General features: G+C 67.5%; 19 protein-coding genes. 12 read left to right on the top strand and 7 right to left on the bottom strand.

All coding sequences use genetic code 11. The features are described 5' to 3' along the window. The gene (locus EX20_RS15460) at positions 1–615 is read right to left on the bottom strand and encodes a pentapeptide repeat-containing protein (protein ID WP_034194050.1); all 615 of its coding nucleotides are present in this window, start codon (positions 613–615) and stop codon (positions 1–3) included. Between the two features lie 202 nt (positions 616–817). Here EX20_RS15460 and EX20_RS29900 point away from each other — a divergent pair, with 202 nt between their 5' ends. The 7 genes from EX20_RS29900 to EX20_RS15430 all read left to right on the top strand — a co-directional run bounded on the left by EX20_RS29900 (position 818) and on the right by EX20_RS15430 (position 6,116). After that, positions 818–1,342, top strand: coding sequence for a PAAR domain-containing protein (locus tag EX20_RS29900; protein WP_051974443.1), 525 nt, complete (start codon positions 818–820; stop codon positions 1,340–1,342). 1 nt (position 1,343) lies between these two features. Continuing rightward, positions 1,344–2,015: a M35 family metalloendopeptidase gene (locus tag EX20_RS15450; RefSeq protein ID WP_034194049.1), complete on the top strand. Its 672-nt coding sequence runs from the start codon at positions 1,344–1,346 to the stop codon at positions 2,013–2,015. Further along, on the top strand, positions 2,008–2,418 hold the full coding sequence (locus EX20_RS30780; protein ID WP_011885586.1) for a hypothetical protein: 411 nt from the start codon (positions 2,008–2,010) through the stop codon (positions 2,416–2,418). The genes EX20_RS15450 and EX20_RS30780 overlap by 8 nt, the downstream gene beginning before the upstream one ends. A 266-nt stretch (positions 2,419–2,684) precedes the next feature. Further along, positions 2,685–3,020 carry a YggL 50S ribosome-binding family protein gene (locus EX20_RS15445; protein WP_011885587.1) on the top strand — a complete coding sequence of 112 codons (336 nt, stop codon included), beginning with the start codon at positions 2,685–2,687 and terminating at the stop codon, positions 3,018–3,020. Positions 3,021–3,287: 267 nt separating this feature from the next. Then, positions 3,288–4,250 (top strand): PRC-barrel domain-containing protein, encoded by a 963-nt coding sequence (locus EX20_RS15440; RefSeq protein ID WP_034194048.1) that lies wholly within the window; start codon positions 3,288–3,290, stop codon positions 4,248–4,250. Then, a complete protein-coding gene (locus tag EX20_RS15435) occupies positions 4,247–5,515 on the top strand; it encodes an MFS transporter (RefSeq protein ID WP_034194047.1) in 1,269 nt (422 codons plus the stop codon). The genes EX20_RS15440 and EX20_RS15435 overlap by 4 nt, the downstream gene beginning before the upstream one ends. A 37-nt stretch (positions 5,516–5,552) precedes the next feature. After that, entirely contained in the window at positions 5,553–6,116 is a 564-nt protein-coding gene (locus EX20_RS15430) for an FUSC family protein (RefSeq protein ID WP_011885590.1), read from the top strand. Positions 6,117–6,190: 74 nt separating this feature from the next. Here the strand turns inward: EX20_RS15430 and EX20_RS15425 are convergent, their stop codons facing one another. Continuing rightward, positions 6,191–6,583 (bottom strand): RcnB family protein, encoded by a 393-nt coding sequence (locus EX20_RS15425; RefSeq protein ID WP_034194046.1) that lies wholly within the window; start codon positions 6,581–6,583, stop codon positions 6,191–6,193. Between the two features lie 101 nt (positions 6,584–6,684). Beyond that, a complete protein-coding gene (msbA, locus tag EX20_RS15420) occupies positions 6,685–8,436 on the bottom strand; it encodes a lipid A export permease/ATP-binding protein MsbA (RefSeq protein WP_034194045.1) in 1,752 nt (583 codons plus the stop codon). Between the two features lie 207 nt (positions 8,437–8,643). Between msbA and EX20_RS15415 the strand changes: the two genes are divergently transcribed. The 3 genes from EX20_RS15415 to EX20_RS15405 all read left to right on the top strand — a co-directional run bounded on the left by EX20_RS15415 (position 8,644) and on the right by EX20_RS15405 (position 11,790). Continuing rightward, positions 8,644–9,396: a glycosyltransferase family 2 protein gene (locus tag EX20_RS15415; RefSeq protein WP_034194044.1), complete on the top strand. Its 753-nt coding sequence runs from the start codon at positions 8,644–8,646 to the stop codon at positions 9,394–9,396. A gap of 136 nt (positions 9,397–9,532) precedes the next feature. Then, a complete protein-coding gene (locus EX20_RS15410) occupies positions 9,533–10,375 on the top strand; it encodes a glycosyltransferase family 2 protein (protein WP_034194043.1) in 843 nt (280 codons plus the stop codon). A 131-nt stretch (positions 10,376–10,506) separates the two neighbouring features. Continuing rightward, on the top strand, positions 10,507–11,790 hold the full coding sequence (locus EX20_RS15405) for an O-antigen ligase family protein (RefSeq protein WP_011885595.1): 1,284 nt from the start codon (positions 10,507–10,509) through the stop codon (positions 11,788–11,790). Positions 11,791–11,933: 143 nt separating this feature from the next. Here EX20_RS15405 and EX20_RS15400 read toward each other — a convergent pair whose 3' ends face one another. The 3 genes from EX20_RS15400 to dnaE all read right to left on the bottom strand — a co-directional run bounded on the left by EX20_RS15400 (position 11,934) and on the right by dnaE (position 18,239). After that, positions 11,934–13,112 carry a glycosyltransferase family 9 protein gene (locus EX20_RS15400; RefSeq protein ID WP_034194042.1) on the bottom strand — a complete coding sequence of 393 codons (1,179 nt, stop codon included), beginning with the start codon at positions 13,110–13,112 and terminating at the stop codon, positions 11,934–11,936. 275 nt (positions 13,113–13,387) lie between these two features. After that, positions 13,388–14,476, bottom strand: a complete 1,089-nt coding sequence (locus EX20_RS15395) for a glycosyltransferase family 9 protein (protein WP_034194041.1) — start codon at positions 14,474–14,476, stop codon at positions 13,388–13,390. A gap of 229 nt (positions 14,477–14,705) precedes the next feature. After that, positions 14,706–18,239 carry a DNA polymerase III subunit alpha gene (dnaE, locus tag EX20_RS15390; protein WP_034194040.1) on the bottom strand — a complete coding sequence of 1,178 codons (3,534 nt, stop codon included), beginning with the start codon at positions 18,237–18,239 and terminating at the stop codon, positions 14,706–14,708. A 224-nt stretch (positions 18,240–18,463) separates the two neighbouring features. On the opposite strand from dnaE, the gene EX20_RS15385 reads away from it, so the two are divergent. Next, positions 18,464–19,318: a sulfurtransferase gene (locus EX20_RS15385; protein ID WP_034194039.1), complete on the top strand. Its 855-nt coding sequence runs from the start codon at positions 18,464–18,466 to the stop codon at positions 19,316–19,318. A gap of 22 nt (positions 19,319–19,340) precedes the next feature. Next, positions 19,341–20,234 (top strand): tRNA glutamyl-Q(34) synthetase GluQRS, encoded by an 894-nt coding sequence (gluQRS, locus tag EX20_RS15380; protein WP_011885600.1) that lies wholly within the window; start codon positions 19,341–19,343, stop codon positions 20,232–20,234. Between the two features lie 316 nt (positions 20,235–20,550). Here the strand turns inward: gluQRS and EX20_RS15375 are convergent, their stop codons facing one another. After that, complete coding sequence (locus EX20_RS15375; RefSeq protein WP_034194038.1) at positions 20,551–22,098, bottom strand: DEAD/DEAH box helicase; 1,548 nt, start codon at positions 22,096–22,098, stop codon at positions 20,551–20,553. Positions 22,099–22,651: the final 553 nt, after the last annotated feature.

Genomic DNA, 22,651 nt, shown 5'->3' with positions numbered 1-22,651 from the left:
TCAACGTCGATCGTCGGCGTTGTAACTCCAGATCACGCGCCCCCAGCTGGTCGACTCGATGTCCGGAAACTTCTCTCCGGCGCTGAAATAGCGCCGCCCCTGCTCGCTCCCGAGCGCCGGGCTGATCCACCAGCCGCTCCGCGGCACGACTTCGCCCGGCCTGCCTTTCAGCCTCGTGCGTGAAACGAGCGAAGCCGGTTCTGCGTCGGCGCGCGGGGCAACCGGGCACCATTCGATGCAGTCCTTTCTTGCGATCGTGCTCCGTTCGATCGTACGGCGCGCCTCCGGCGTGTCGACGAACTTCGTTCGGTCCAGCACCGATCCGTCGGGTGCGCTCCAGAACGTGCCGCCGTGAAAATCCACGCCTTCCAGGTTCGCCCCTCGGAAATCGACGCCGCTCAGATCGCAGTTCTCGAACGACGTTCGGACCAGACGCGCGTCGTCGAGCCGTATCGCAGAAAAATCGCATTCGACGAATCGGGCGCCGGAGAAATTGGAGCCGCGGGCGTCGTTCGATCCGAATTTTCCGTTCCGCTCGCCACTTAACACTTGGCAATACTCTGCGTAATTCTCCCTTTTGATCTGTTTTTCGAGAATTAACGGGCAAACGACCATTTAAGCCATGAACCAAGACCGAATTGAACTCAGTTTGTCGACGAAGCACACGCGCAAGTGCAAATTTCTCGACAACGAGACTTGTTTGAATCCGCCCTCCGAGCGTGAATATCGCCTCGCTGCGCATGAAAATTTGTCGTGTCACCGCGAGCATCAGCGAGTTGTTTCGCGGAAAGCCCCTCAACTCCCATCGATCACGATCATGTTCGAACAACTGGTAGTCAAAGGCAGCCTCACGACGACCGGCGGCTATGTCGCTAGCGGTTCGTCAACGCACTACGACGAGCGCGGCAACACCATGGCGCGCGATGGCGACCAGGCAACCTGCGGCAACTGCAAAGGGCTGTTTCCCATACGAGGCAGCGCCAGCACATGGCTGGATGATGGAAAGGCCATGGTCAAGGATCTGGATTGGGTCCTATGTCCGTGCCGACAGAACCGCGTCCGCGCGTCGCCCTCCACGACGTTCTACTACTCGACTGACGGCGGCGGACAGGCCGCGACGAGGACGGCTGAGCAGTCGATCGTTGAAATCGCGCGAGCTGCGGTGCATGACGAGCAATACACGCTGCGCGATCAGTGGGGCCGCGCGCTGCAGAACGTCCGCTATCGAGTCGTGACCGATACCGGGCAGGAATTCACGGGCATCACCGACGCGCATGGGCAAACCAACCGCATCCGGACCGGCTCTGCGGCATCCTTGAAGATCTATACGAAGGAAAACTGACATGCCGAACAAGTTCGACGTGAATGATGGTGGCGAGTGGTTCCTCGTTCATTCCGGCGCGGTCACCAACACGAATCCGGGCTCCACGGTCGACGTCACGATCAACACCGAACAAATATGCCCGAACATGACCAACAAGGAATTTCGGGAAATGGTGCTGAACAAGCGCAACCAGGCTGTGGCGCTTGTCGAGGCAAGGATGAAGGATCTCCAGCGCTGGTCCACTGCCGATAAAGCCCGCGTCCAACAATGGTTTGGCAGAAGCGACGACGCAACGCGGGCGACGCTGATTAGCGGCTTGAGCGCAATCGTCAGAGTCTTAAACAAGCTTACCGGATCAAACTTCATGCGCTGGGACGGTGCCCGATACCAATATATCGGGTGCGTTCCGAATCCCAATACGTCCGGTGTCGTCGCTGAGGTTTGCTCGCCGGACACAGCAACCCATACAATCGCGATACATGCCGATTTCTGCACAATGCGTGATTTCTCGTGGGAAAAGGATTCCGTCGTTTCTACGTTGATTCATGAAGCGAGTCACTTTAGCGACACCATGGGAACCAAAGATCACCGCTACTTCATGGACAAGTGTTTGACTCTTGGAACCGAAAATCCGGAACAGGCAATCAACAATGCCGACAGCATCGCAGGATATGTAATCTACAATGCATAAATATCTTACCCCGCTACTTCTCGCCCTATCCAATTCCTCATTTGCATGCACCGCAAGCGAGAATTTCGATATTTATTTTCCCGCGAACAGCTCGACGGTTCCGAATGCAGAGATCGTTCGCCTGACGAATTGGATAATCGATCAGCAGATCACTTACGCCAATCACACCACTGACGAAGCAACACTCGTCAGCGGCCACGCTGAAGAAGCCGAGCACCAGGCATCGAAACTTGCTCGGTCTCGCCTGGAAGCAGGGCGAACGTTGCTCGAGCAACTGGGCTTCCTGCGTGGCACCGTCAAAACGAGTGCGCGAGTCTATTCGCACGGCGATGTGGACAACGGGCGGCGCGTAGAAATCTCGTTTGAACCCGATTGCCCGAACAAATGCTGCACCGGCAAGTAGCATCGCCCGATCGGAGCGCTGGAGCACGACAGGAGCGCCCGATCAGTCCCGATGGGGCCCGCCCGATGACGATCCGCAATCGACGAACAGCGGCCGCCCCGAAATATTGAGGTTTGTTTAGGTAAACCGACGATGCTCCTTTGGCGGCGCGGACGGCAGCGCTAACCTTCCCGTATCATCTCGCATCACGGCAGCACGCCTCAAATCGTTCCGCACCCGCCGGTGCGCTGCGCTTTTCCACCCCGCATTCACTCAGCACCTACACCATGAGCAAAAGCCACAACCGCCGCCAACGCAAGAAGCTCCACATCGGCGAATTCCAGGAGCTCGCGTTCAACGCGACCGCGCAATACCGCACCGAGCTGTCCGACCTCGAGCGCGGCCAGCTGATCGATGCCTTCATCGACTTCGTCGAAGCGAACGGCCTGCTGACCGTCGCATCCGCCGACGAAGGCATCGGCGCATACGTGATCTCCGGCGCGCCGCGCGGCACGACCACCGACGCCGACCGCGAGACCGTGCGCGCATGGCTCGCCGCCCGCGCCGAGCTGACCGACGTGCAGGTCAGCGAATTCAGCGACGCGTGGTACCCGGACGCCTGACGTTCCAGGGGCCGCCCGGCCCGTCCACCACCGACGCCGCCTGTCCGCCGCCACGCGGTCAGGCGCGCTTCCGCCCCCTTCCCCGCCCCTTCCCGTTGCGGCCGTTCGGCGCAATCCCCGCGCCCCGCTCCCATTCCTCGGCAGAAATCGGGGGCTGAAAGGAAGACACGTTAAACTCTCACCTCGCGTGGTGCGCCGCCCGCACCCGCCATCCATCGCCAGACGCGAGCCTGACGGCCCGCCCCCCGACCCATGGAGTGAGTGTCAATGAGCGGCGGACTTCCGTTTCCCGCATCCCGCATGTCGTTCCCGTCGTCGACGGTCATGGTCGCTCTCGCGGCCGCCGCACTGCTGTCCGGCTGCGGGCTGCTGCCCGTGCAGAATCCGCCCGCGCCGATCAGCGAGGCGCTCGTCGAGCCCATCGGCGAAACCGCCGGCGAACCCCTGACGATGCCGCCCGTCCCGCCGCTCGTACAGCCCGAAGGACAGGAAGCGCCGAAAAAGCCGCACCGCGAGGTGACGCGCCCGAAGCCCGTGCAGCGCCCCGAATCGCCGACGCCGCCGCCCCCACCGCCGCCTCCGCTCGTTGCAACGCGTCCGATCGAGCGCTCGCAGATCCACGCGCTGCTCGACAGCGAAGTCGCCCGCCGCAACGGCAAGGTGGTCGGCCGCGCGGTCGACATGGTCGTCGACGCGAGCGGCAAGCCGCGCGAGATGATCGTCAATCTGCAGGGTTTCATGGGCATCGGCGACCGCAAGGTCAGCTTCCCGTGGAGCGTGTTCCGCTTCACGCCGGGCGGCAAGCAGGAGCCGATCGTGCTCGACGTGCCGGCGGGCGAACTGCCGGCCGCCGCACGGCCCAAGGCCGTGCCGCTGTCGGGCTCGGCTGCGGCGTCGCCGGCGACGCGACTGCCGATGCTCGACAGCGACGTCGAACGCCCGAACGGCACGAAGATCGGCCGCGTCATCGACGTGCTGATCGACCGCGGCGCGCAGCCGCAGGCCGTCGTGCTCGACCTCGGCGGCCTCGTCAATACCGAGCGACGCTCGATTGTGGCCAGCTGGGGCGCGCTGCGCTTCGTCACGCGCGACAAGGCGCTGCATCCGCAGCTCGACCTGAACGACGCGCAGATCAAGGCGGCGCCGCCCTATGCGGCCGACAAGCCGATCGTCGTGGTATCGCCACCGCCCGCCGCCGCGCCGGCTTCGCCTGCGAGTGCTGCCCGATGACGATCAAGCATGCCGTCAGCGTGCGCAGCCTCCGGGCGCTCGACTGGCTCAACTTCTTCGTTGCAAACGTTCAAACCGGATTCGGGCCGTTCATCGCGTCCTACCTCGCGTCGCACAAGTGGACGCAGGGCGAGATCGGCATGGTGCTGTCGATCGGCACGATCAGCGCGATGGTCAGCCAGGTGCCGGGCGGCGCCGCGGTCGACGCGCTGAAGAACAAGAAAGGCGCGGCCGCATGGGCGATCGCGGCCATCATCCTGTCCGCGGTGCTGCTCGCGTCGAGCCCGACGATCGTGCCGGTGATCGCGGCCGAGGTGTTCCACGGCTTCGCGAGCTGCATGCTGGTGCCGGCGATGGCCGCAATTTCGTTTTCGCTGGTGGGCCGCGCCGACCTCGGCGACCGCCTCGGCCGCAACGCGCGCTGGGCCTCGATCGGCAGCGCGGTGGCCGCCGGCCTGATGGGCCTCACCGGCGAGTATTTCTCCGCGCGCGCGGTGTTCTGGCTGACCGCGGTGCTCGCGTTGCCCGCGCTGTTCGCGCTTGCGATGATCCAGCCGACGCACGAAGTGATCCCGCATGCGTCGAAGCCCGACGAGCGCGACGATGCCGACGAAGGCGAGGATCGCGAGACGCTGCTCGAGCTGCTGCGCGATCGCCGGATGCTGATCTTCGCGGCGTGCGTCGTGCTGTTCCACCTGTCGAACGCGGCGATGCTGAACCTGGCGGCCGGCGAAGTCACGGCCGGGATGGGCGAGAACGTGCAGCTCGTGATCGCCGCGTGCATCATCGTGCCGCAGGCGATCGTCGCGATGCTGTCGCCGTGGGTCGGCCGCTCCGCGCAACGCTGGGGCCGCCGGCCGATCCTGCTGCTCGGCTTCTCCGCGCTGCCGGTGCGCGCGCTGCTGTTTGCCGGCGTGGGCAGCCCGTACCTGCTGGTGCCGGTGCAGATGCTCGACGGCATCAGCGCGGCCGTGTTCGGCGTGATGCTGCCGCTGATCGCGGCCGACGTCGCCGCCGGCAAGGGCCGCTACAACCTGTGCATCGGGTTGTTCGGCCTCGCGGCCGGCATCGGCGCGACGCTCAGCACGGCAGTGGCCGGCTACGTCGCCGATCACTTCGGCAACGCCGTCAGCTTCTTCGGGCTGGCCGCGGCCGGCGCGCTGGCCGTGCTGCTCGTGTGGCTCGCGATGCCGGAAACGCGCGTCGAAAACGGCGACGCGAACCTCGGCGAGCCGGCGCCCGCGTCGCCCGAACAGGCGCACTGACGCCGCGCTGCTGTCCGCTGTTTCCCCGACCGACCAGATGAATACGATCAGGACATTCAACGAAGCCCGCCGGCAGATCCAGCAGTCGATCTTCGATCTGCTCAAGGGGCTGACCTTCGGCGAACGGCTCGCGCAAGGCGCGCTGATGGCGCTGCAGGCCGTCTGCAGCGCGTGCCTCGCCTTCGCGATCGGCCGCGCGCTGCACACCGAGCAGGCCGTGTGGGCCGCCATTACGGCGATCGCCGTCACGCAGCACAACTATTCGGACACGATGTCGCTGTCGCGCGACCAGTTCGTCGGCGCGATGATCGGCGGCCTGACGGGCTTCGCGGGCGCGGCGCTCGGCGGCGACCGGCTGCTCGCGTACGCGATCACGGTCGCCGTCGCGATCGTCGTGTGCTGGTGTCTGAACGTGGGCAGCGCCGCGCGGCTCGGCGGCGTGACCGCGACGATCGTGCTGCTGTTTCCGGGCAACGGCCCGCTGTGGGACATTCCGCTGATGCGGCTCGGCGAAGTGGCGCTGGGCACCGTGTGCGCGCTGGGCGTGTGCTGGGCGATGTCGCTGATCGAGCGACGCTGGTTTCGCCGCGCCGCGGGCTAGGTCCGGCCGCACGCGAGGCGATCGCCGGGGCGCCGGCCCCGGCAGCCTGGTGCGGCAGCGATCGCGCGAAACGGTTAGGGGCCGACCCGCAACACGATGCCCGAGCCGATCTGCACGAGCAGATAATCGCCGCCGACGCCGACCCACTGATAGCCGCGCGGGGGCGCGCTCAGATGGTAGCCGCGCCAATCGTCGACGACGTACTGGCGATCGCGGAATTCGGGCGGCAGCCGGTCGCCCCGGTGCCAGTCGCGGCGAGGCTGATCGGCCCAGCGCGGCGGTACGTCGTCGTCGCGATGCATCGCCTGACCGGGCGGCATGTGCTTCGGGCCGTGGCCGCGGTGCATGCCGGGGCCGCCGTGATCGCCGTAGTTGCCCTGGTTGCCGTGACCTTGCGCCATCGCGGCCGGCGCCGCGAAACCTGCCGCGACCAGCGCGGCCAGCATTATCCCGTGCATCTTCGTCATCGTTCTTCCCTCCGTGTCGTCATGCCGAACAGGAAACAACCGGACCTGCACGATCAAGGCTAGCACATGGCACGCGGGGCGCACGGGGCATGTGTCGAACGTCAGGCCGCCTGCTGCTGATACTGGATTCGATGCAGATGCGCGTAGAGCCCGCCGTGACGCAGCAATTCGTCGTGGCTGCCGGACTCGACGATCTTGCCGGCCTCGAGCACGAGGATGCGGTCCGCGCGCTCGATGGTCGACAGCCGGTGTGCAATCACGAGCGTCGTGCGCCCTTCCATCAGCCGTTCGAGCGCGGCCTGCACGTGACGTTCGGATTCGGAGTCGAGCGCGGAGGTCGCCTCGTCGAGGATCAGGATCGGCGCGTCCTTGTAGATCGCGCGCGCGATCGCGAGCCGCTGCCGCTGGCCGCCCGACAGGCGCATGCCGTTGCCGCCGACCAGCGTGTCGAGCCCGTCCGGCATCGCGGCGACCGCGTCGGCGAGGTTCGCGGCTTCGAGCGCGGCCTGGACGCGCGCGCGGTCCGGCGTCTGCCCGTACGCGACGTTCGCGGCGATCGTGTCGTTGAACAGCACCACGTCCTGGCTGACCATCGCCATCTGCCCGCGCAGCGCGTGGATGTCGAAGTCGCGGACCGGCACGCCGTCGACCAGGATCGTGCCGCCGGTCGGATCGAAGAAGCGCGGCAGCAGGTTCACGAGCGTCGTCTTGCCGCTGCCGGACGGCCCCGCGAGCGCGATCATCTCGCCCGGCGCGACCTTGAACGATATGCGGTCGAGCGTCGGCCGCTCGGCCGCGCCGTAGTCGAACGACACGTCGCGGAACTCGATCTCGCCGCGCGCATGCGGCAGCTCGCGGCCGCCGCCCTGCGGCTCGGCCGGCTCGTCGATCAGCCCGAAGATCAGCTCGGCGGCGGTCATGCCGCGCTGCAGCGGCTGGTTCACGTCGATCAGATGCTTGAGCGGCGAAATCACCAGCAGCATCGACGTGACGAACGCGACGAAGCCGCCGACCGTCGTCTGGTCGTTCGTCGACTGCACGACCGCGATCGTGATCACCACCGCGAGCGCGATCGACGCGAGGAATTGCGTGAGCGGCTGCGCGAGGCCGCCGGAGATCGTCATGCGCATCGCATAGCCGCGCAGGCGCTTGCTCATCGAGGTGAAGCGGTCGAGTTCGTACGCTTCGCCGTTGTGCACCTTGACGACCTTGTACCCGCCGACCGTCTCCTCGACGATGTACGACAGCTCGTTGGTCAGCGTCTGGTGCTCGCGGTTCAGGCGGCGCAGGCGGCGATTGATCTTGCTGACCAGCCAGCCGATGCCCGGCAGGATCACCGCGACGATCAGCGTGAGCCGCCAGTTCAGGATGAACAGGTAGCCGAGCAGGAACACGACGGTCAGCGAATCGCGCACGAGCGTGACCATCACGCCGGTCAGCACCGACAGGATCTGGTTGACCTCGAACACGATCGCGTTGATCACGGTGCTCGCGGTCTCGCGCTGGAAGAACGACGCGCCCGTGTGGATCATCCGCTGGAACATCTCGAGCCGCAGCTGCAGCAGGATGCGGTTCGATACGTAGTTGAGCAGGTAATTGGACGCGTACTGCGACACGCCGCGCACGAGCGCGAGCCCGATCACCGCGATCGGCACGTACCATTTCGCGCGATCGCTGCCGTGCGAACCGAACCCGTGGTCGAGCAGCGGCTTGAGCAGCGCCGGAATGCCGGCCTCGGTGGCGGCGACGACGCCCATCGTCATCACGGCGAGCACCACGATGCCGATCAACGGCCGGATGTACGGCCACAGGCGCTTGAGGACCGTGACCGGCGACGTGCTGGTGCCGTCCATCGGTTTGCGAAGAGTGTTCTGGGTTTCCAAGGCAATCCTTCTTGAGCCGCGACGCGGCGCCCGGCGCGTCGGCGCCAGGGATTCGCCTCGTCCGGCGGGTGCCGAAAAAGGCCCAACATTATAGCTGCACCGCCCCTGCGGGCACGGCCGCTGCCGACGCGCGGGTATACTCCCGCTCACCGTTTTCTCCGCCCTTTCGACGATTTCATGGCAGAACCCACCCTCGGCGTCGCTCTCATCGCCCTCAACGCGGCCGCGCGGCTCGCGCAATGCCTCGACGCGTTGACCTTCGCCGACGACATCGTCGTGATCGACGGCGGCAGCACCGACGATACCGTCGCGATCGCCCGCGCGCACGGCGCGCGCGTGATCGTCGAGCGCGACTGGCCGGGCTTCGGTCCGCAGAAGAACCGCGCGCTCGATGCGCTCGACACCGACTGGATCCTGTCGCTCGACACCGACGAGGTGGTGAGCCCCGAACTCGCCGAATCGATCCGCGCGGCGATCCGCGCGCCAGCCGCCCAGGTCTACGCGCTCGACCGGCTGTCGAGCTTCTGCGGCCAGTGGATCCGCCACAGCGGCTGGTATCCGGACTGGGTGCCGCGGCTGTTCCGGCGCGGCACGGCGCGCTTTTCCGACGATCTGGTGCACGAACGGCTCGTGTTCGACACGCCCGCGCAGCGACTGGCCGGCAAGCTGATGCACTATTCGTACGAGGATTTCGAAACGGTCGTGCGCAAGCTCGATGCCTATTCGACCGCGGGTGCGCGTCAGCGCCGCGCGGCCGGCCAGCGCGGCGGCTTCGGCAAGGCGCTTGCGCGCGGCGCATGGGCGTTCGTGCGCACCTACGTGCTGCGGCGCGGCTTCCTCGACGGCCGGGCGGGCTTCATGATCGCCGTCTTCAACGCGGAAACGGTGTACTACCGGTTCCTGAAGCTCGGCCACGAAGCGGCGCGCTGAGCGCCGCCGCATGCCGGACATCCGCGGGAGCCGGCGTGCGGGAATCGGGCCGGCCCGGCGTTACAATGCCGGGCTGCCCGCGCGGCGCGAGCCCTGCCCCGCGCCGCCGACACGACGACCACCGACTCGACCTGCCATGTTCTCCATCATCATTCCGACCTGGAACAACCTGCCGTACCTCAAGCTCGTCGTCGACAGCCTGCGCCGCCATTCCGCGTTCGACCACCAGATCATCGTGCACGTGAACGACGGCTCGGACGGCACGCTCGACTGGGTGCGCAGCGAAGGCATCGAGCACACCGCGTCGCCGGCCAACATCGGCATCTGCCACGCGGTGAACCTCGCCGCCGCGCGCGCGACGCGCGACTACGTCGTCTACATGAACGACGACATGTACTGCTGCCCCGGCTGGGACGCCGCGCTCGTGCGCCGCATCGAGCAGATGCCGACCGATCTGTTCATGCTGTCCGGCACGATGGTCGAGCCGGTCGACACGCGCAATCCGTGCGTCGTCGTCAGCAATTTCGGCCGGGATGCCGAACATTTCGACGCGGCGGGGCTGATCGCGGCCGCGCCGCGACTCGCCCGCGCCGACTGGCTCGGCTCGACGTGGCCGCCGACGCTCGTGCACCGCGACTGGTGGCACCGCATCGGCGGCTACAGCAGCGAGCTGTCGCCCGGGATGAGCAGCGACAACGACTTCTCGATGAAATTCTGGGATGCCGGCTGCCGGATCTTCCTGGGCGTCGGCGACAGCCTCGTCTATCACTTCCAGCAGAAGAGCACCGGCAAGATCGTCAAGAACGACGGGCGCCGTCAGTTCCTGAACAAATGGGGCATGACGCAGGCAACCTTCGACCGCTATTACCTGCATCGCGGCGAAGCCGCCGGCTCGCGCGTCGCCCTCGACACGCCGGCCGTCGAAGGGCGGCTCAAGCGTGCGCTGCTGCGCTCGCGGATCAAGCGCGCGTTCAGCTGAGTCGGCCCCGGCAACGATGCTGAGGCCCGGGCGGCTTCGCGTATACTGCGCGCTTCGCCCCCGGGCGCCGGCGTAGCGCGCGGCAACAGCGCGACGCCTGCACGCCGCATTCGTTCATTCGACAGGTTCCGATGCTTTCGTTTTCCGCCTCCGCCACGCGGCGCCTCACCGCCGCCCGCGCCTTCGCCGTCATCGCGCTCTGCATGGTGCCCGTGTCGACCGCGCTGACCAACGTGTTCTGCGGACTGTTCGCTGCCGCGCTCGTCATCTCTCCTGAATTCTGGCGCGAGCTGCGCTCGTTCGTCACCGAGCCGGCGTCGCTCGCGGCGCTGCTGATTCTTGCGGCGCTCGCCGCGAGCATCACGTACACGGTCGCGCCGCACCCAAAGGCATGGAACTGGGTCGCGAAGTACGACAAGCTGCTGTTGCTGCCGTTTGCCGCGCTCGCGTTCCGCCACTCGAACTGGGCGCCGATCGTGCGCCGTGCGTGGTTCGGCACGCTGTGCGTGATCCTGGTGCTGTCGACGACCAACTATCTCGGGCTGACTTCGATCGGGCCCGCGCATTCGACCGAGCTGCCGCTGTCGCGCGCGTGGGTGTTCAAGAACCACATCGCGGCCGGGATGTTCGGCGCGCTGCTGTTCTACCAGGCCGCCGACCTCGCGCTGTCGGCGCGCAGCGCGCTCGCGCGCGCCGCGTACGCCGGCGTGGCCGCGTGGTCGCTGATCAACGTCTTCGTGATGCTTCAGGGCCGCACCGGGCAGGTGATCGCGCTGCTGCTGATCCTCGTCGTGGCCGTGCGGTTCGTGCTGGTGTTGCGCCGCCAGTCGCCGCTGCGCGCCAGCCTCGCCGCGGGCGCGCTGGTGCTGGCGGGCGCCGCGCTCGTCGCCGCTGCTTGTACCGTGCACAACGGCCGGCTCACGAAGGTCGTCTCCGAAGTGCAGCAGTACCGGCAGACCGACGCCGTGACGTCGACGGGGCTGCGTCTCGAGTGGTACAAGAAGGGCCTCGAGCTGTATCGGATGCGTCCGGTGATCGGTTACGGCGCCGGCGGCCTCGAGTTCGAATTCCAGAAGCTCGCGGCCGGCAAAACGGCCGCCGAAGGCCAGCTCACGTCGAATCCGCACAACGAGTACCTGTTGATGGCCGTGCAGCTCGGCACGATCGGCGTGCTGCTGTTCGTGAACCTGATCGTGCAGATCGCGCGCGGCAGCCGTGGGCTGGATCCGCGCTCGAAGCATCTGCTGCTCGCGTGGCTCGCGATTTTCACGATCGGCAGTCTCGCGAACTCGCTGCTGCTCGATTTCGCCGAAGGGCATCTGCTCGTGCTGCTCGCCGGCATCCTGCTCGGCTGCGGCGCGGCGCGCAGCGACACGCTGCCGCGCGAGACGGCGGCGCTGCGGCGCAGCGCCTGAGGCTGGCGGTTGGCGACTGGCGACTGGCGACTGGCGACTGGCGACTGGCGGTCACAGAGTCGCCTGCCGCACCGTCTCGTGTACGGCGGCACGCGTGCGTCGCCGCCCGTATTCAGCTCTGTAAACCGTGCGGCTGGTACGCGTCAGTCCCGACGCGCCCGATCGAGCCGCGACGTATCGATGATCACACCCGCCGGGTCCGGCGGATTCAGCCCGAGCATCTCGGCCGCCGCGGCCTTCACGCGCTGCGCGCCGAGATTCGCGAGACAGTCGCTGCGGCTGTCGACGTGACGCTCGCAGCCCTCGTGCCGGCACGGCACGCAATCACCTTCGCCCTGCAGCAGCCACACGTTGCCGTGCCGGCCTGAGCCGCGCAACGCCCACGGATTTTCGGTCGGCGGCCAGTGCTGCGGCCACGGCCCCCAGCGCACCGGATCGGACGGGCCGAACAGCGCGATCGTGTCGGTTCCCGTCGCGGCCGCGACGTGCGTCGCGCCGGTATCGGGCCCGATGAACAGACGCGCGCGCCGCACCAGCTCCGCGCTCTCGCCGAACGTGAGGCGGCCGACCAGATTCAGCACGTCACCGCCCGCCTCGGCCGCGACCTGCTCCGCATATTCGCGCTCGCGATCGGCCGGGCCGCCCGACAGCGCGACCGCAAATCCCTGCCCGCGCAGCCAGTCGATCATCTCGACCCAGCCGTCGAGCCGCCATTGTTTGTAGCGGAACATCGGATACGGATGCAGCACGACGAGCGGCTTGCCGTCGCGAATCGCCGGCGATTCCGCGAGCCATGCATCGAAGCGCGCGCGCCGCGCCGGGTCGTCGCCGATTCCGGGCGCAACGACCTCCGACACCGGCTCGATGCCGATCACCGGCGCGAGCGCGAGCGTGCTGACGACCGTGTGCGCGGATTCGTGGTGATTGATCGCGATTCCGTCGAGCATCATCCGCGTGAGCCACGTGACGCGATTCGGGTCGACGAGGCCAACGCGCTTGCGGCCGGCAAACCAGCTGTAGAAGCGCGGGCGGTCCGAACTCAGTGCCGCGCAGGCGAGATCGTAGCGGCGCCAGATCGACAGCGCGTCGCGCAGCCGCTCGCTGAACCGCGCGCGCTGGGCGACGACGATCACACGCCGCACGTCCGGGTTGTGCTCCAGCACGCCTTCGGTGCCGCGAAACACCAGCATGTCGATTTGCGCCTCGGGCCAGCGCGCCTTCAGCGAACGCACGAGCGGCGTCGTCAGCAGCACGTCGCCGATCCGGCGCGGTGCGGCAACGAGAATGGTTCTGGGCGGGCGGGCGGAGGAAAACAGGGCCACGGCGATGGATCCGGCTAGCTGGCTGAACAAGGCTCGCAATGTACAGGATTTTGCGGCGGCAGGCGTGGCGTACTGGCGATGGACGGCGATCACATCTGGGCACGGTGCGGGCTTGGGGCTTGGGGCTTGGGGCTCGCGACCCGGCGCATCCACGCCATGCCTCATCGAAGCTTCACAAGCCGCCCAAGGTGTTCCGAGTGCGGCAAGCAGCGCGATGCGCCGCACCGGCCAGCAAACGCGGCACCCGCAGCGACGCAACGCTGGCGCACCGCGAATTACGAAGCCGAGGCGCGGGCAAACTCAGCCGCGGCGCCACCCGGCGGCAGCGCACGCTCCGGCGCTGCATCAATCTGCACGGGCTGCGTCAACAGATGGCGCACCGCACGCTCCAGCGCGTCGACGCCGATCGCTTCCACCGTCGCACCGGCCCGCAGAATCATGTGCGGCACGCCGACCGGATGCCAGCGCAGATACTTCTCCGGACGGTCCTCGAACAGCGCGGCGACCGGCACACCGAGCGCCGACGCCAGATGCACCGGTGCGCTGTCGGCCGACACGATCACGTCGAGCAGGCTCGCCGCCGCCATCATCTCCGCGACCGACGGCGGCGCGACGTGCCGCGCGTCCACGTCTCGCCACGCGTGCGCATCGGCATCGTGGGCGGCCGACACGACCGGATCGCGGAACACGATCACATCGGCAATCGCGCCGAGCCGCCGCGCCAGCTCGCACCAGCGGTCGGCCGGCCAGCGGCGCTCCGCCGCCTTGTTCGACACGAACAGCCCGACGCGCGGCTTGCCGCGCGGCCCGAGCAGTCGATGCCAGGTGTCTTGCAGCGCACGATCCGGATAAACGGACAGCGCGAGACCGTCGAGGTTGGTATGGCCGAGTTCCGGCACGAGCCGGAAGCCCGACAGTGCCTCATGGGCGATCGGCCGTGTCGCGACATGATCGGGCTTGCGATCGTCGAATTCGGAGTCCGCATCGTGCCAGCGGCAGTCCTTGGCGCCGAGCTGGCGCGCGAACTGGATGCTGCTGCGGTGCATGCCGCCATTGGGCACGACGACGAGGTCGAACCGCAAGCGGCGCAGCCGGCGCACGAGCCGCAGCCGGTCGACGAACGCGCGCATGCGCCCAGGACGATCGTTGCGCTCGCATTGCCGGCTATACACGTAGGTATGGACGGTATGCACATGCGGGTTGCCGGCGAGGACTGCCGCGTTGTAGCGGTTCGCGACCACGTGCAGTTCCGCTTCGGGCCAGCGCTGCTTCAAGGCACTCAGAAATGCGGTCGTGCAAAGCATGTCGCCCAGAAAATCAATCCGGATCACGAGGATCCGGCCCCTCGGCTTACCGTTGGCCATCGATGTAATGTAGCTGTCGTTTTTTTATCGTTACGGCCGGAGGAAGCCCCCGCCCTACCTGCTGCCCCTGGCGCGGCGCAAAGGCTCGCGGCGCCGCCGCTGGGTGGCGAGCGACCGATTGTATAGCGTCCGGATGACGGCCCCAATCCCTGCCCCGAACAAAACGGCCCGCTGCACCGCGCGATCGCGATGCAGCGGGCCGCAGGCGATCAAGCCGGCAACAAGGCGTTCAGTACGTGATTTCGACGACGCTGCCGCCGAACGTCGCGCGCAGCTCCGCGAGCAACGCGTCGCTCGGCTTCACGCGCCACGCATCGCCCAGACGCATTTCGCCCTGCGCGCGCGCGTTGCTGTAGTGAATCTGCACCGCGAGCCCGTTCGGCAGCGGCGCCTGCGGGCGACGGCCGCCGTCGCGCCCGCCGCCGCGCGGCGCGGGGGCGTCGACCACGTTGGCGGCGCCCGGTTCATCCTTCGACACGTGCGGCTCGAGCACGCGGCGCAGCACCGCCGCATCGGCGTTGCCGTTCATCGTCAGCCGCACCGCCTGCGCATAGCGGCTGCGCGCGCGTTCGAGATCCATCACCGTGTCGGCCGTGAAGCGGATGCCGCCGGTGAACGCGTCGTTACGTGCCTGCCCCTGCACGATCAGCAGCTCGTCTTCCTTGAACAGCGCCTTGTTCGCCTCGAACTGCTCGTTGAAGATCGTGATTTCGCACTGCCCCGACCCATCGTCGAGCAACGCGATCAGCATCTTGCCGCGCTGCGTCATCTGCGTGCGCAGCGAAGCGATGATGCCCGCGACGAGCTTGTCGCGGCCTTCCTTCAAATCACCCACCTTCTGCCGCACGAACCGGCGCACTTCGTCGCGATACGCGTCGAACAGGTGGCCGGACAGGTAGAAGCCGAGCGCGCCCTTCTCTTCCTGCAGCCGGCGCTTGTCGTCCCACGCCGGTTCGTCGACGAGCGCATGCGCGTGCGGCGACTCGGCGCCCATGTCGAACAGGCCGGCCTGCATCGCGTTCGCAGCGGCCTGTTCGGCCGCCTCCATTGCAAGCGGAACCGACGCGAGCATCTGCGCGCGGTTCGGGTTCAGCGAATCGAACGCGCCCGCGCGGATCAGCGCCTCGACCGTGCGACGGTTGACGATGCGCCGGTCGACCCGCTCGCAGAAGTCGAACAGATCGGCAAACGGCTTCTCCTCGCGCGCGCGCAGGATTTCCTCGATCGCGTTCTGGCCGCTGCCCTTCACCGCGCCGAGGCCGTAGCGGATCGTGCGCGAACGCGTGCCGTCGGCCTGCGCAACCGGCTCGAAGCGGTAATGCGACTGGTTGATGTCGGGCGGCAGCACCACGAGGTTGTTCGTGACGCAATCGTCGAACAGGATCTTCACCTTGTCGGTGTCGTCCATCGCGAGCGTCATGTTGGCCGCCATGAATTCGGCCGGATGGTGCGCCTTCAGCCACGCGGTGTAATAAGCGAGCAGCGCGTACGCGGCCGCGTGCGACTTGTTGAAGCCGTAGCCCGCGAACTTCTCCATCAAGTCGAAGATCTCGTCGGACTTCTCGCGCGTGAGGCCGTTCTTCGCCGCACCTTCGGCGAAGATCTCGCGGTGCTTGGCCATCTCCTCGGGCTTCTTCTTGCCCATCGCGCGACGCAGCAAGTCCGCGCCGCCGAGCGAGTAGCCGCCGATGATCTGCGCCATCTGCATCACCTGCTCCTGATAGACCATGATCCCGTAGGTCTCTTTCAGGACGGGTTCGACGCGCGGATCCGGATAGTCGACCTTCTCGCGCCCGTGCTTGCGGGCGCAGAAGCTCGGGATCAGGTCCATCGGCCCCGGACGGTACAACGACACGAGCGCGATGATGTCTTCGAAGCGGTCGGGCTGCGCGTCCTTCAGCATGCCCTGCATGCCGCGGCTTTCCAGCTGGAACACCGCGACCGTGTTGGCCTTCTTGAGGAGCTGGAACGACGCCGGATCGTCGAGCGGCACCTGCGCGAGCGACCAGTCGGCCTTGGTCGGGTCGAGGCGACGGATGTAGCGCTCGGCCCAGTCGAGGATCGTCAGCGTCGTGAGGCCCAGAAAGTCGAACTTCACGAGGCCGACGGCTTCGACGTCGTCCTTGTCGTACTGGCTGACGACGCCGGCGTCGTCGCCCTGCGTGTACAACGGACAGAAATCGGTCAGCTTGCCCGGCGCGATCAGCACGCCGCCCGCGTGCATGCCGACGTTACGCGTGAGGCCCTCGACGCGCTGCGCGAGATCGAGCAGCTGATGCACCTCGTCCTCGTTGTCGTAGCGCTCCTGCAGCTGCGGCTCTTCCTTCATCGCGTCGGCGATCGTCACGTGCTTGCCCGGCTTGAACGGGATCAGCTTCGCAACGCCGTCGGTGAACATGTAGCCGAGATCGAGCACGCGGCCGATGTCGCGCACGGCCGCCTTCGCGGCCATCGTGCCGAACGTGGCGATCTGCGACACGGCGTCCGCACCGTATTTCTCCTTCACGTACTGGATCACGCGATCGCGGCCGTGCTGACAGAAGTCGATGTCGAAGTCGGGCATCGACACGCGTTCCGGATTCAGGAATCGCTCGAACAGCAGGTTGTAGCGCAGCGGATCCAGATCGGTGATGCCGAGCGCGTACGCGACCAGCGAGCCGGCGCCCGAGCCGCGGCCCGGGCCGACCGGCACGCCGTTGTTCTTCGCCCAGTTGATGAAGTCGGCCACGATCAGGAAGTAGCCGGGGAAGCCCATCTTCGTGATGGTCCCGCACTCGAATTCGAGCCGCTTGTAGTAGGTGTCGCGCTGCGCATCGCGCTCGGCGGCATCCGGGTACAGCTGCTCGAGGCGCTTCTCGAGCCCCTCCTTCGACAGCTGGACCAGGTAATCGTCGAGCGACATGCCGTCCGGCGTCGGGAACAGCGGCAGCTTCGGCTTGCCGAGCTCGAGCTTCAGGTTGCAGCGCTTCGCGATTTCCACCGTGTTCGCGACCGCCGACGGAATATCCGCGAACAGCGCGACCATGTCGTCCTGCGTGCGGAAGTACTGAGCGGTCGTGAAGCGCTTCTGGCGCCGCGGATTCGCGAGCATGTCGCCTTCGGAGATACACACGCGCGCCTCGTGCGCGGTGAAATCGTCCTCGGTCATGAACTGCATCGGATGCGTCGCGACGACCGGCAGCTTCAGCGACGCGGCGAGCGTCGCCGCCTGCTGGATGTACGCCTCGGCGCCCGGCTGGCCGTAACGCTGCAACTCGATGTAGAAGCCGCCGGGAAACACCTCGGCCCAGCGCTGCGCGTGACGGCGCGCAGCTTCCTCGTTACCGGCCGCCAGCGCGAGCCCGATATCGCCTTGCTGCGCGCCCGACAGCGCGAGCAACCCTTGCGACAACTCGCCGTCGAGCCAGCTCGCGTCGAGTTCCGCCCGGCCGCGGTACTGGTTCGTGAGCCACGCCTTCGACAGCAGCTCGCACAGATTCAGATAACCGGCCTTGTCCTTCACCAGCAGCAGCAGGCGCGACGGTTTGTCGCGATCGTCCGGATTCGTGATCCAGACGTCGCAGCCGGCAATCGGCTTGATGCCCTTGCCACGGGCTTCCTGGTAGAAACGGACGAGGCCGAACGCGTTGCCGAGATCGGTGAGGGCGAGCGCACCCTGACCGTCGGCGGCAGCGGCCTTGACGATGTCGTCGAGACGCACGATGCCGTCGGCAATCGAGAATTCGGAGTGAACGCGGAGATGGACGAAGCGGGGATCTGACATGGGCGATATTGTAGCCGCGTCGTCGCGACGGCTGCCCAAAAAATCCCCGTGCCTGGCCGTTCGGCCGATGCACGCGGCGCCATATCCGAACGGCCAGGTGTCGGAGCGCGACCGGTTTGCGGGATAATATGGGTTTTCGAATCACCGTCCCGGCTTCGCACCCTTTTTTGCGGGGCCGCCGTGCGTGCGCCGCACGGCCGCGGCCGTTTTCCCGTCGGACCATCATGACCATCGTCAACCTCGCCGCCTACCACTTCGTGTCGCTCGACGCGATCGAGCAATGGCGCCCGCTCGTCACCGCCCGCTGCAACGAACTCGGCCTGCGCGGCACGATCCTGCTCGCGCCGGAAGGCATCAACCTGTTCATCGCCGGCCCGCGCGAAGCGACCGACGCGTTCGTCGACTACCTCCGCCACGATCCGCTGTTCGAAGGCAAATTCGCGACGCTGCAGTTCAAGGAAAGCCTGTCCGACTCGCAGCCGTTCCGCCGCATGCTCGTGCGCCTGAAGCGCGAGATCATCACGATGAAGAAGCCCGCGATCAAGCCCGAACTCGGCCGCGCGCCGTCGGTCGACGCGCGCACGCTGAAGGCGTGGCTCGACCGCGGCCACGACGACGACGGCCGCCCGGTCGTGATGCTCGACACCCGCAATGCGTTCGAGGTCGACGTCGGCACGTTCGACGACGCGCTCGACTACCGGATCGACAAGTTCAGCCAGTTCCCCGAAGTGATCGACGCGAACCGCGCCGATCTCGAAGGCAAGACGGTCGTGTCGTTCTGCACCGGCGGCATCCGCTGCGAGAAGGCCGCGATCCACATGAAGGAAATCGGCATCGACCACGTGTACCAGCTCGAAGGCGGGATCCTCAAGTACTTCGAGGAAGTCGGCGGCGCGCACTACCACGGCGACTGCTTCGTGTTCGATTACCGCACCGCGCTGAACCCGCAGCTGCAGCCGACCGGGAACGTCACGTGCTTTGCATGCCGCGCGGTCGTCACGCCGCAAGCGCAGCAATCGCCGGACTACGTGCCCGGCAAGTCGTGCCCGGCGTGCGCGCAGGCCGCAGCGGCCGCGTAAGCACGGGCCGCTGCGGCTCCCGATGAACGGCTACCGCGGCCGCTTCGCGCCGTCGCCGACCGGCCCCCTGCATTTCGGCTCGCTGGTCGGCGCGCTCGCGAGCTGGCTCGACGCGCGCGCACACGGCGGCGCATGGCTCGTGCGGATCGAGGACATCGACGGCCCGCGCACCGTGCCGGGCGCCGACGACGACATCCTCGCGACGCTCGCGCATTTCGGCATGACGCCAGACGAGCCGCCCGTATGGCAAAGCACGCGCGACGCGCGCTATGCGGCCGAGCTCGAGCGCCTGCGCGCCGCGGGCCTCGTCTACCCGTGCGGCTGCACGCGCAAGGAAATCGCCGATTCGCTGCGCGCCGCGCACGAGCGCCATACGACGCTCGCGTACCCGGGCACCTGCCGCACCGGGCTGCACGGCAAACCGGCGCGTGCGTGGCGCCTGCGCGTGCCCGACGGCGCGGACGCAATCATCCGGTTCGACGATCGCTGGCAGCACGAGCAACAGCAGAACCTCGCCACCGAAGTCGGCGATTTCGTGCTCAAGCGCGCCGACGGCCAATGGGCGTATCAGCTCGCAGTCGTGGTCGACGATGCCGACGCCCGCATCACCCACGTGGTGCGCGGCGCCGACCTGCTCGATTCGACCGCGCGCCAGATCTACCTGCAACGCTGTCTCGGCGTGCCGACGCCCGCATATCTGCACGTGCCGGTCGTCGTCGCTGCGAACGGCGAAAAGCTCAGCAAACAGACGGGCGCGCTCGCGCTGGAACGCGACGATCCGTTGCCGGCGCTGCGTGCCGCCGCCGCACACCTCGGCCTCGCCGGCGACGGCGAGTTGGCGGGCGACACGCTCGAGTCGTTCTACGCGGCCGCAACCGCTGCGTGGGCACGGCGTTTCGGGCCGCGAAGCGCGTGATGCAAAGCGTGTCGGCGGCTCGCTGCGCGTAGGTCGCAGTCAGCGGCGGCTTGGTCCCTTCGAGAACGGCCTGCGGCGGACGTCGCAAGCCGCTTGTGGCATCGCGCGCCGACCCGAACGCCTCGCACACGGTTGGCAACCGCGCCGCCGTACGCCGCACTGCGGAGGACCGTCGGGAATTGTTGGGAACCGTTGCGCATCGCTGCGCCGCGCCGCCGCAAACCCTTGGCCCAATGAAAAACGGGTGCATGCGCGTCGCATGCACCCGTTGCTGCCACGGCGCTCGCGCGCCGCGGCGACTGCCTGAACCGACCGCTTATGCGGAAGGCTTGCGCGGCATGCCGAACCCGCCGAGCAGCGCGGCGACCTGCCGCTTCGGCCCTTTCTTCTCGGGCTGCTGGACGGACGTCGTCTCCTCGGGTTGCTGCGCCGGCGTCGACGGTTCGTACGGCTTCAGGAAAAAATCGTCGACCGGCGCGTCGTGGCGGCGATGATGACCACCGCGCTCGGCGCTGCCTGAACGACGCGCCGACGCACCGCGATGCTCGTCGCGGTCGCGACGGCCGCCGCGCTCGCTACGTTCGCCGCGCTCATTGCGCTCACCGCGCTCGTCGTGACGATGGCGGGCCGGCTTGTCGAGTGCGAGCGTCTGCACTTCGAGCGGACGCTTGATCAGCTTCTCGATATCGGCGAGCTGCTTGCGCTCGTTCGGGCTGCACAGCGACAGCGCGTCGCCCGTCGCCCCGGCGCGGCCCGTGCGGCCGATCCGGTGCACGTAGTCTTCCGCGTTGAACGGCAGGTCGAAGTTGATCACGGCCGGCAGTTCGGCGATGTCGAGCCCGCGCGCGGCCACGTCGGTCGCGACCAGCGCCTCGATCTCGCCGCGCTTGAACGCGTCGAGCGCCTGCATCCGCTCGATCTGCGACTTGTCGCCGTGGATCGCCGAGGCCACCACGCCGTCGCGCTCGAGATTGCGCGCGAGCCGGCTCGCGCCGATCTTGCTGTTGCAGAACACGATCACCTGCTTGAGCCCGCGCCCGCGCAGCAACTGCACGACGGCCGCCTGCTTGTCGCCTTCGGCGACGTCGTAGACGATCTGCGTGACGTTCGCGTTGGTCGAGTTGCTGCGCGCGACTTCGATCGTCTGCGGGTTGCGCAGGTAGGTCGACGCGAGCTTCTTGATTTCCGGCGAGAACGTCGCGGAGAACAGCAGCGTCTGACGCTCCTTCGGCAGCAGGTTCAGGATGCGCTGCAGGTCGGGCAGGAAGCCCATGTCGAGCATCCGGTCGGCTTCGTCGAGCACGAGCATCTGGACCTGGCCGAGGTTCGCCGTCTTTTGCTGAACGTGATCGAGCAGGCGGCCCGGCGTCGCGATCAGGATCTCGACGCCGCGGCGCAGCTCGGCCATCTGCGGATTCATGTCGACGCCGCCGAACACGACCGCGCTGCGCAGCGCCGTGTGCTTCGCGTACGCATGCACGTTCGCGGCGACCTGGTCGGCGAGCTCGCGCGTCGGCGTGAGGATCAGCGCGCGCACCGGATGGCGCGCCGGCGACGCGCTCGTGCTGGCGTGCGGCAGCAGCCGCTGGATGATCGGCAGCGAGAAACTCGCGGTCTTGCCGGTGCCCGTTTGCGCGGCGCCCATGACGTCGCGGCCGGCGAGCACGACCGGAATGGCCTGCGCCTGGATCGGCGTCGGCGTCGTATAGCCCTGCTCGACGATGGCTTTCAGGATATCGGGCGCGAGGCCGAATTGATCGAAGGTTGCGTCGGCAGGCTTGGCGACAGAATCGGACATGGTGGCGTTTCGCTCAAAAGGCGCGGCGGGGACATCGTGCGTCAGGCCGGCCGGGCCTGCGCTCATCACATTTCGGAAGTAGACGGAGCCGCGGCGCGCCGCGCGACGCCGCTCTGGCGCCCGGGGCCGGTTCACATCGAACATCGGGCGCCACAGGTCGTGCGGACTCCGTTCGGCGCGAATGCCGGCGGAAAGGGACATATTGTAGCACTGAGCCGGAATCTGTCCGTGACAACGCTGCGAATGGGCTCCCGCGCCGGTTTGTCATGTACGCCGACAAGGCGTCGCGCGGGCAAAACATTCCGATCGGGCGATGGATGAGATTCGGGGCCGTATGGGGCTCGGGGGCTCGGGGGCTCGGGGGCTCGGGGGCTCGGGGGCTCGGGGGCTCGGGGGCTCGGGGCCTCGGTCGCCTCGGTCGCCTCGGTCGCTTCGGTCGCTTCGGTCGCTGCAGTCGGTCAGGGCGCTTCGGTCGCTCAGGGCGGCGGGGCGCTTGGGATCGCCGGGATCGCCCCAAGCCGCGCCGCCGCAACCAGTCCCCGTCGCCCGAAGCGCAGGCCCGCCGCAGTCACCTACCTTCGCGCACCGCGGCGCGCCAGGCCGATCAACCGCCCCCGCC

This window comes from Burkholderia sp. WP42 (genome assembly GCF_000745665.1).
GTDB classification, from domain to species: domain Bacteria; phylum Pseudomonadota; class Gammaproteobacteria; order Burkholderiales; family Burkholderiaceae; genus Burkholderia; species Burkholderia vietnamiensis.
The sequence above is the reverse complement of the archived record's forward strand: the minus strand, read 5'-3'. Positions and strand labels throughout refer to the sequence as shown.

Excerpts from the sequence above, each read along its gene's own strand:
- EX20_RS15460 (WP_034194050.1), bottom strand. The coding sequence starts at position 615 with ATGGTCGTTTGCCCGTTAATTCTCGAAAAACAGATCAAAAGGGAGAAT.
- EX20_RS29900 (WP_051974443.1), top strand. The coding sequence starts at position 818 with ATGTTCGAACAACTGGTAGTCAAAGGCAGCCTCACGACGACCGGCGGC.
- EX20_RS15450 (WP_034194049.1), top strand. The coding sequence starts at position 1,344 with ATGCCGAACAAGTTCGACGTGAATGATGGTGGCGAGTGGTTCCTCGTT.
- EX20_RS30780 (WP_011885586.1), top strand. The coding sequence starts at position 2,008 with ATGCATAAATATCTTACCCCGCTACTTCTCGCCCTATCCAATTCCTCA.
- EX20_RS15445 (WP_011885587.1), top strand. The coding sequence starts at position 2,685 with ATGAGCAAAAGCCACAACCGCCGCCAACGCAAGAAGCTCCACATCGGC.
- EX20_RS15440 (WP_034194048.1), top strand. The coding sequence starts at position 3,288 with ATGAGCGGCGGACTTCCGTTTCCCGCATCCCGCATGTCGTTCCCGTCG.
- EX20_RS15435 (WP_034194047.1), top strand. The coding sequence starts at position 4,247 with ATGACGATCAAGCATGCCGTCAGCGTGCGCAGCCTCCGGGCGCTCGAC.
- EX20_RS15430 (WP_011885590.1), top strand. The coding sequence starts at position 5,553 with ATGAATACGATCAGGACATTCAACGAAGCCCGCCGGCAGATCCAGCAG.
- EX20_RS15425 (WP_034194046.1), bottom strand. The coding sequence starts at position 6,583 with ATGACGAAGATGCACGGGATAATGCTGGCCGCGCTGGTCGCGGCAGGT.
- msbA (WP_034194045.1), bottom strand. The coding sequence starts at position 8,436 with ATGGACGGCACCAGCACGTCGCCGGTCACGGTCCTCAAGCGCCTGTGG.
- EX20_RS15415 (WP_034194044.1), top strand. The coding sequence starts at position 8,644 with ATGGCAGAACCCACCCTCGGCGTCGCTCTCATCGCCCTCAACGCGGCC.
- EX20_RS15410 (WP_034194043.1), top strand. The coding sequence starts at position 9,533 with ATGTTCTCCATCATCATTCCGACCTGGAACAACCTGCCGTACCTCAAG.
- EX20_RS15405 (WP_011885595.1), top strand. The coding sequence starts at position 10,507 with ATGCTTTCGTTTTCCGCCTCCGCCACGCGGCGCCTCACCGCCGCCCGC.
- EX20_RS15395 (WP_034194041.1), bottom strand. The coding sequence starts at position 14,476 with ATGGCCAACGGTAAGCCGAGGGGCCGGATCCTCGTGATCCGGATTGAT.
- dnaE (WP_034194040.1), bottom strand. The coding sequence starts at position 18,239 with ATGTCAGATCCCCGCTTCGTCCATCTCCGCGTTCACTCCGAATTCTCG.
- EX20_RS15385 (WP_034194039.1), top strand. The coding sequence starts at position 18,464 with ATGACCATCGTCAACCTCGCCGCCTACCACTTCGTGTCGCTCGACGCG.
- gluQRS (WP_011885600.1), top strand. The coding sequence starts at position 19,341 with ATGAACGGCTACCGCGGCCGCTTCGCGCCGTCGCCGACCGGCCCCCTG.
- EX20_RS15375 (WP_034194038.1), bottom strand. The coding sequence starts at position 22,098 with ATGAGCGCAGGCCCGGCCGGCCTGACGCACGATGTCCCCGCCGCGCCT.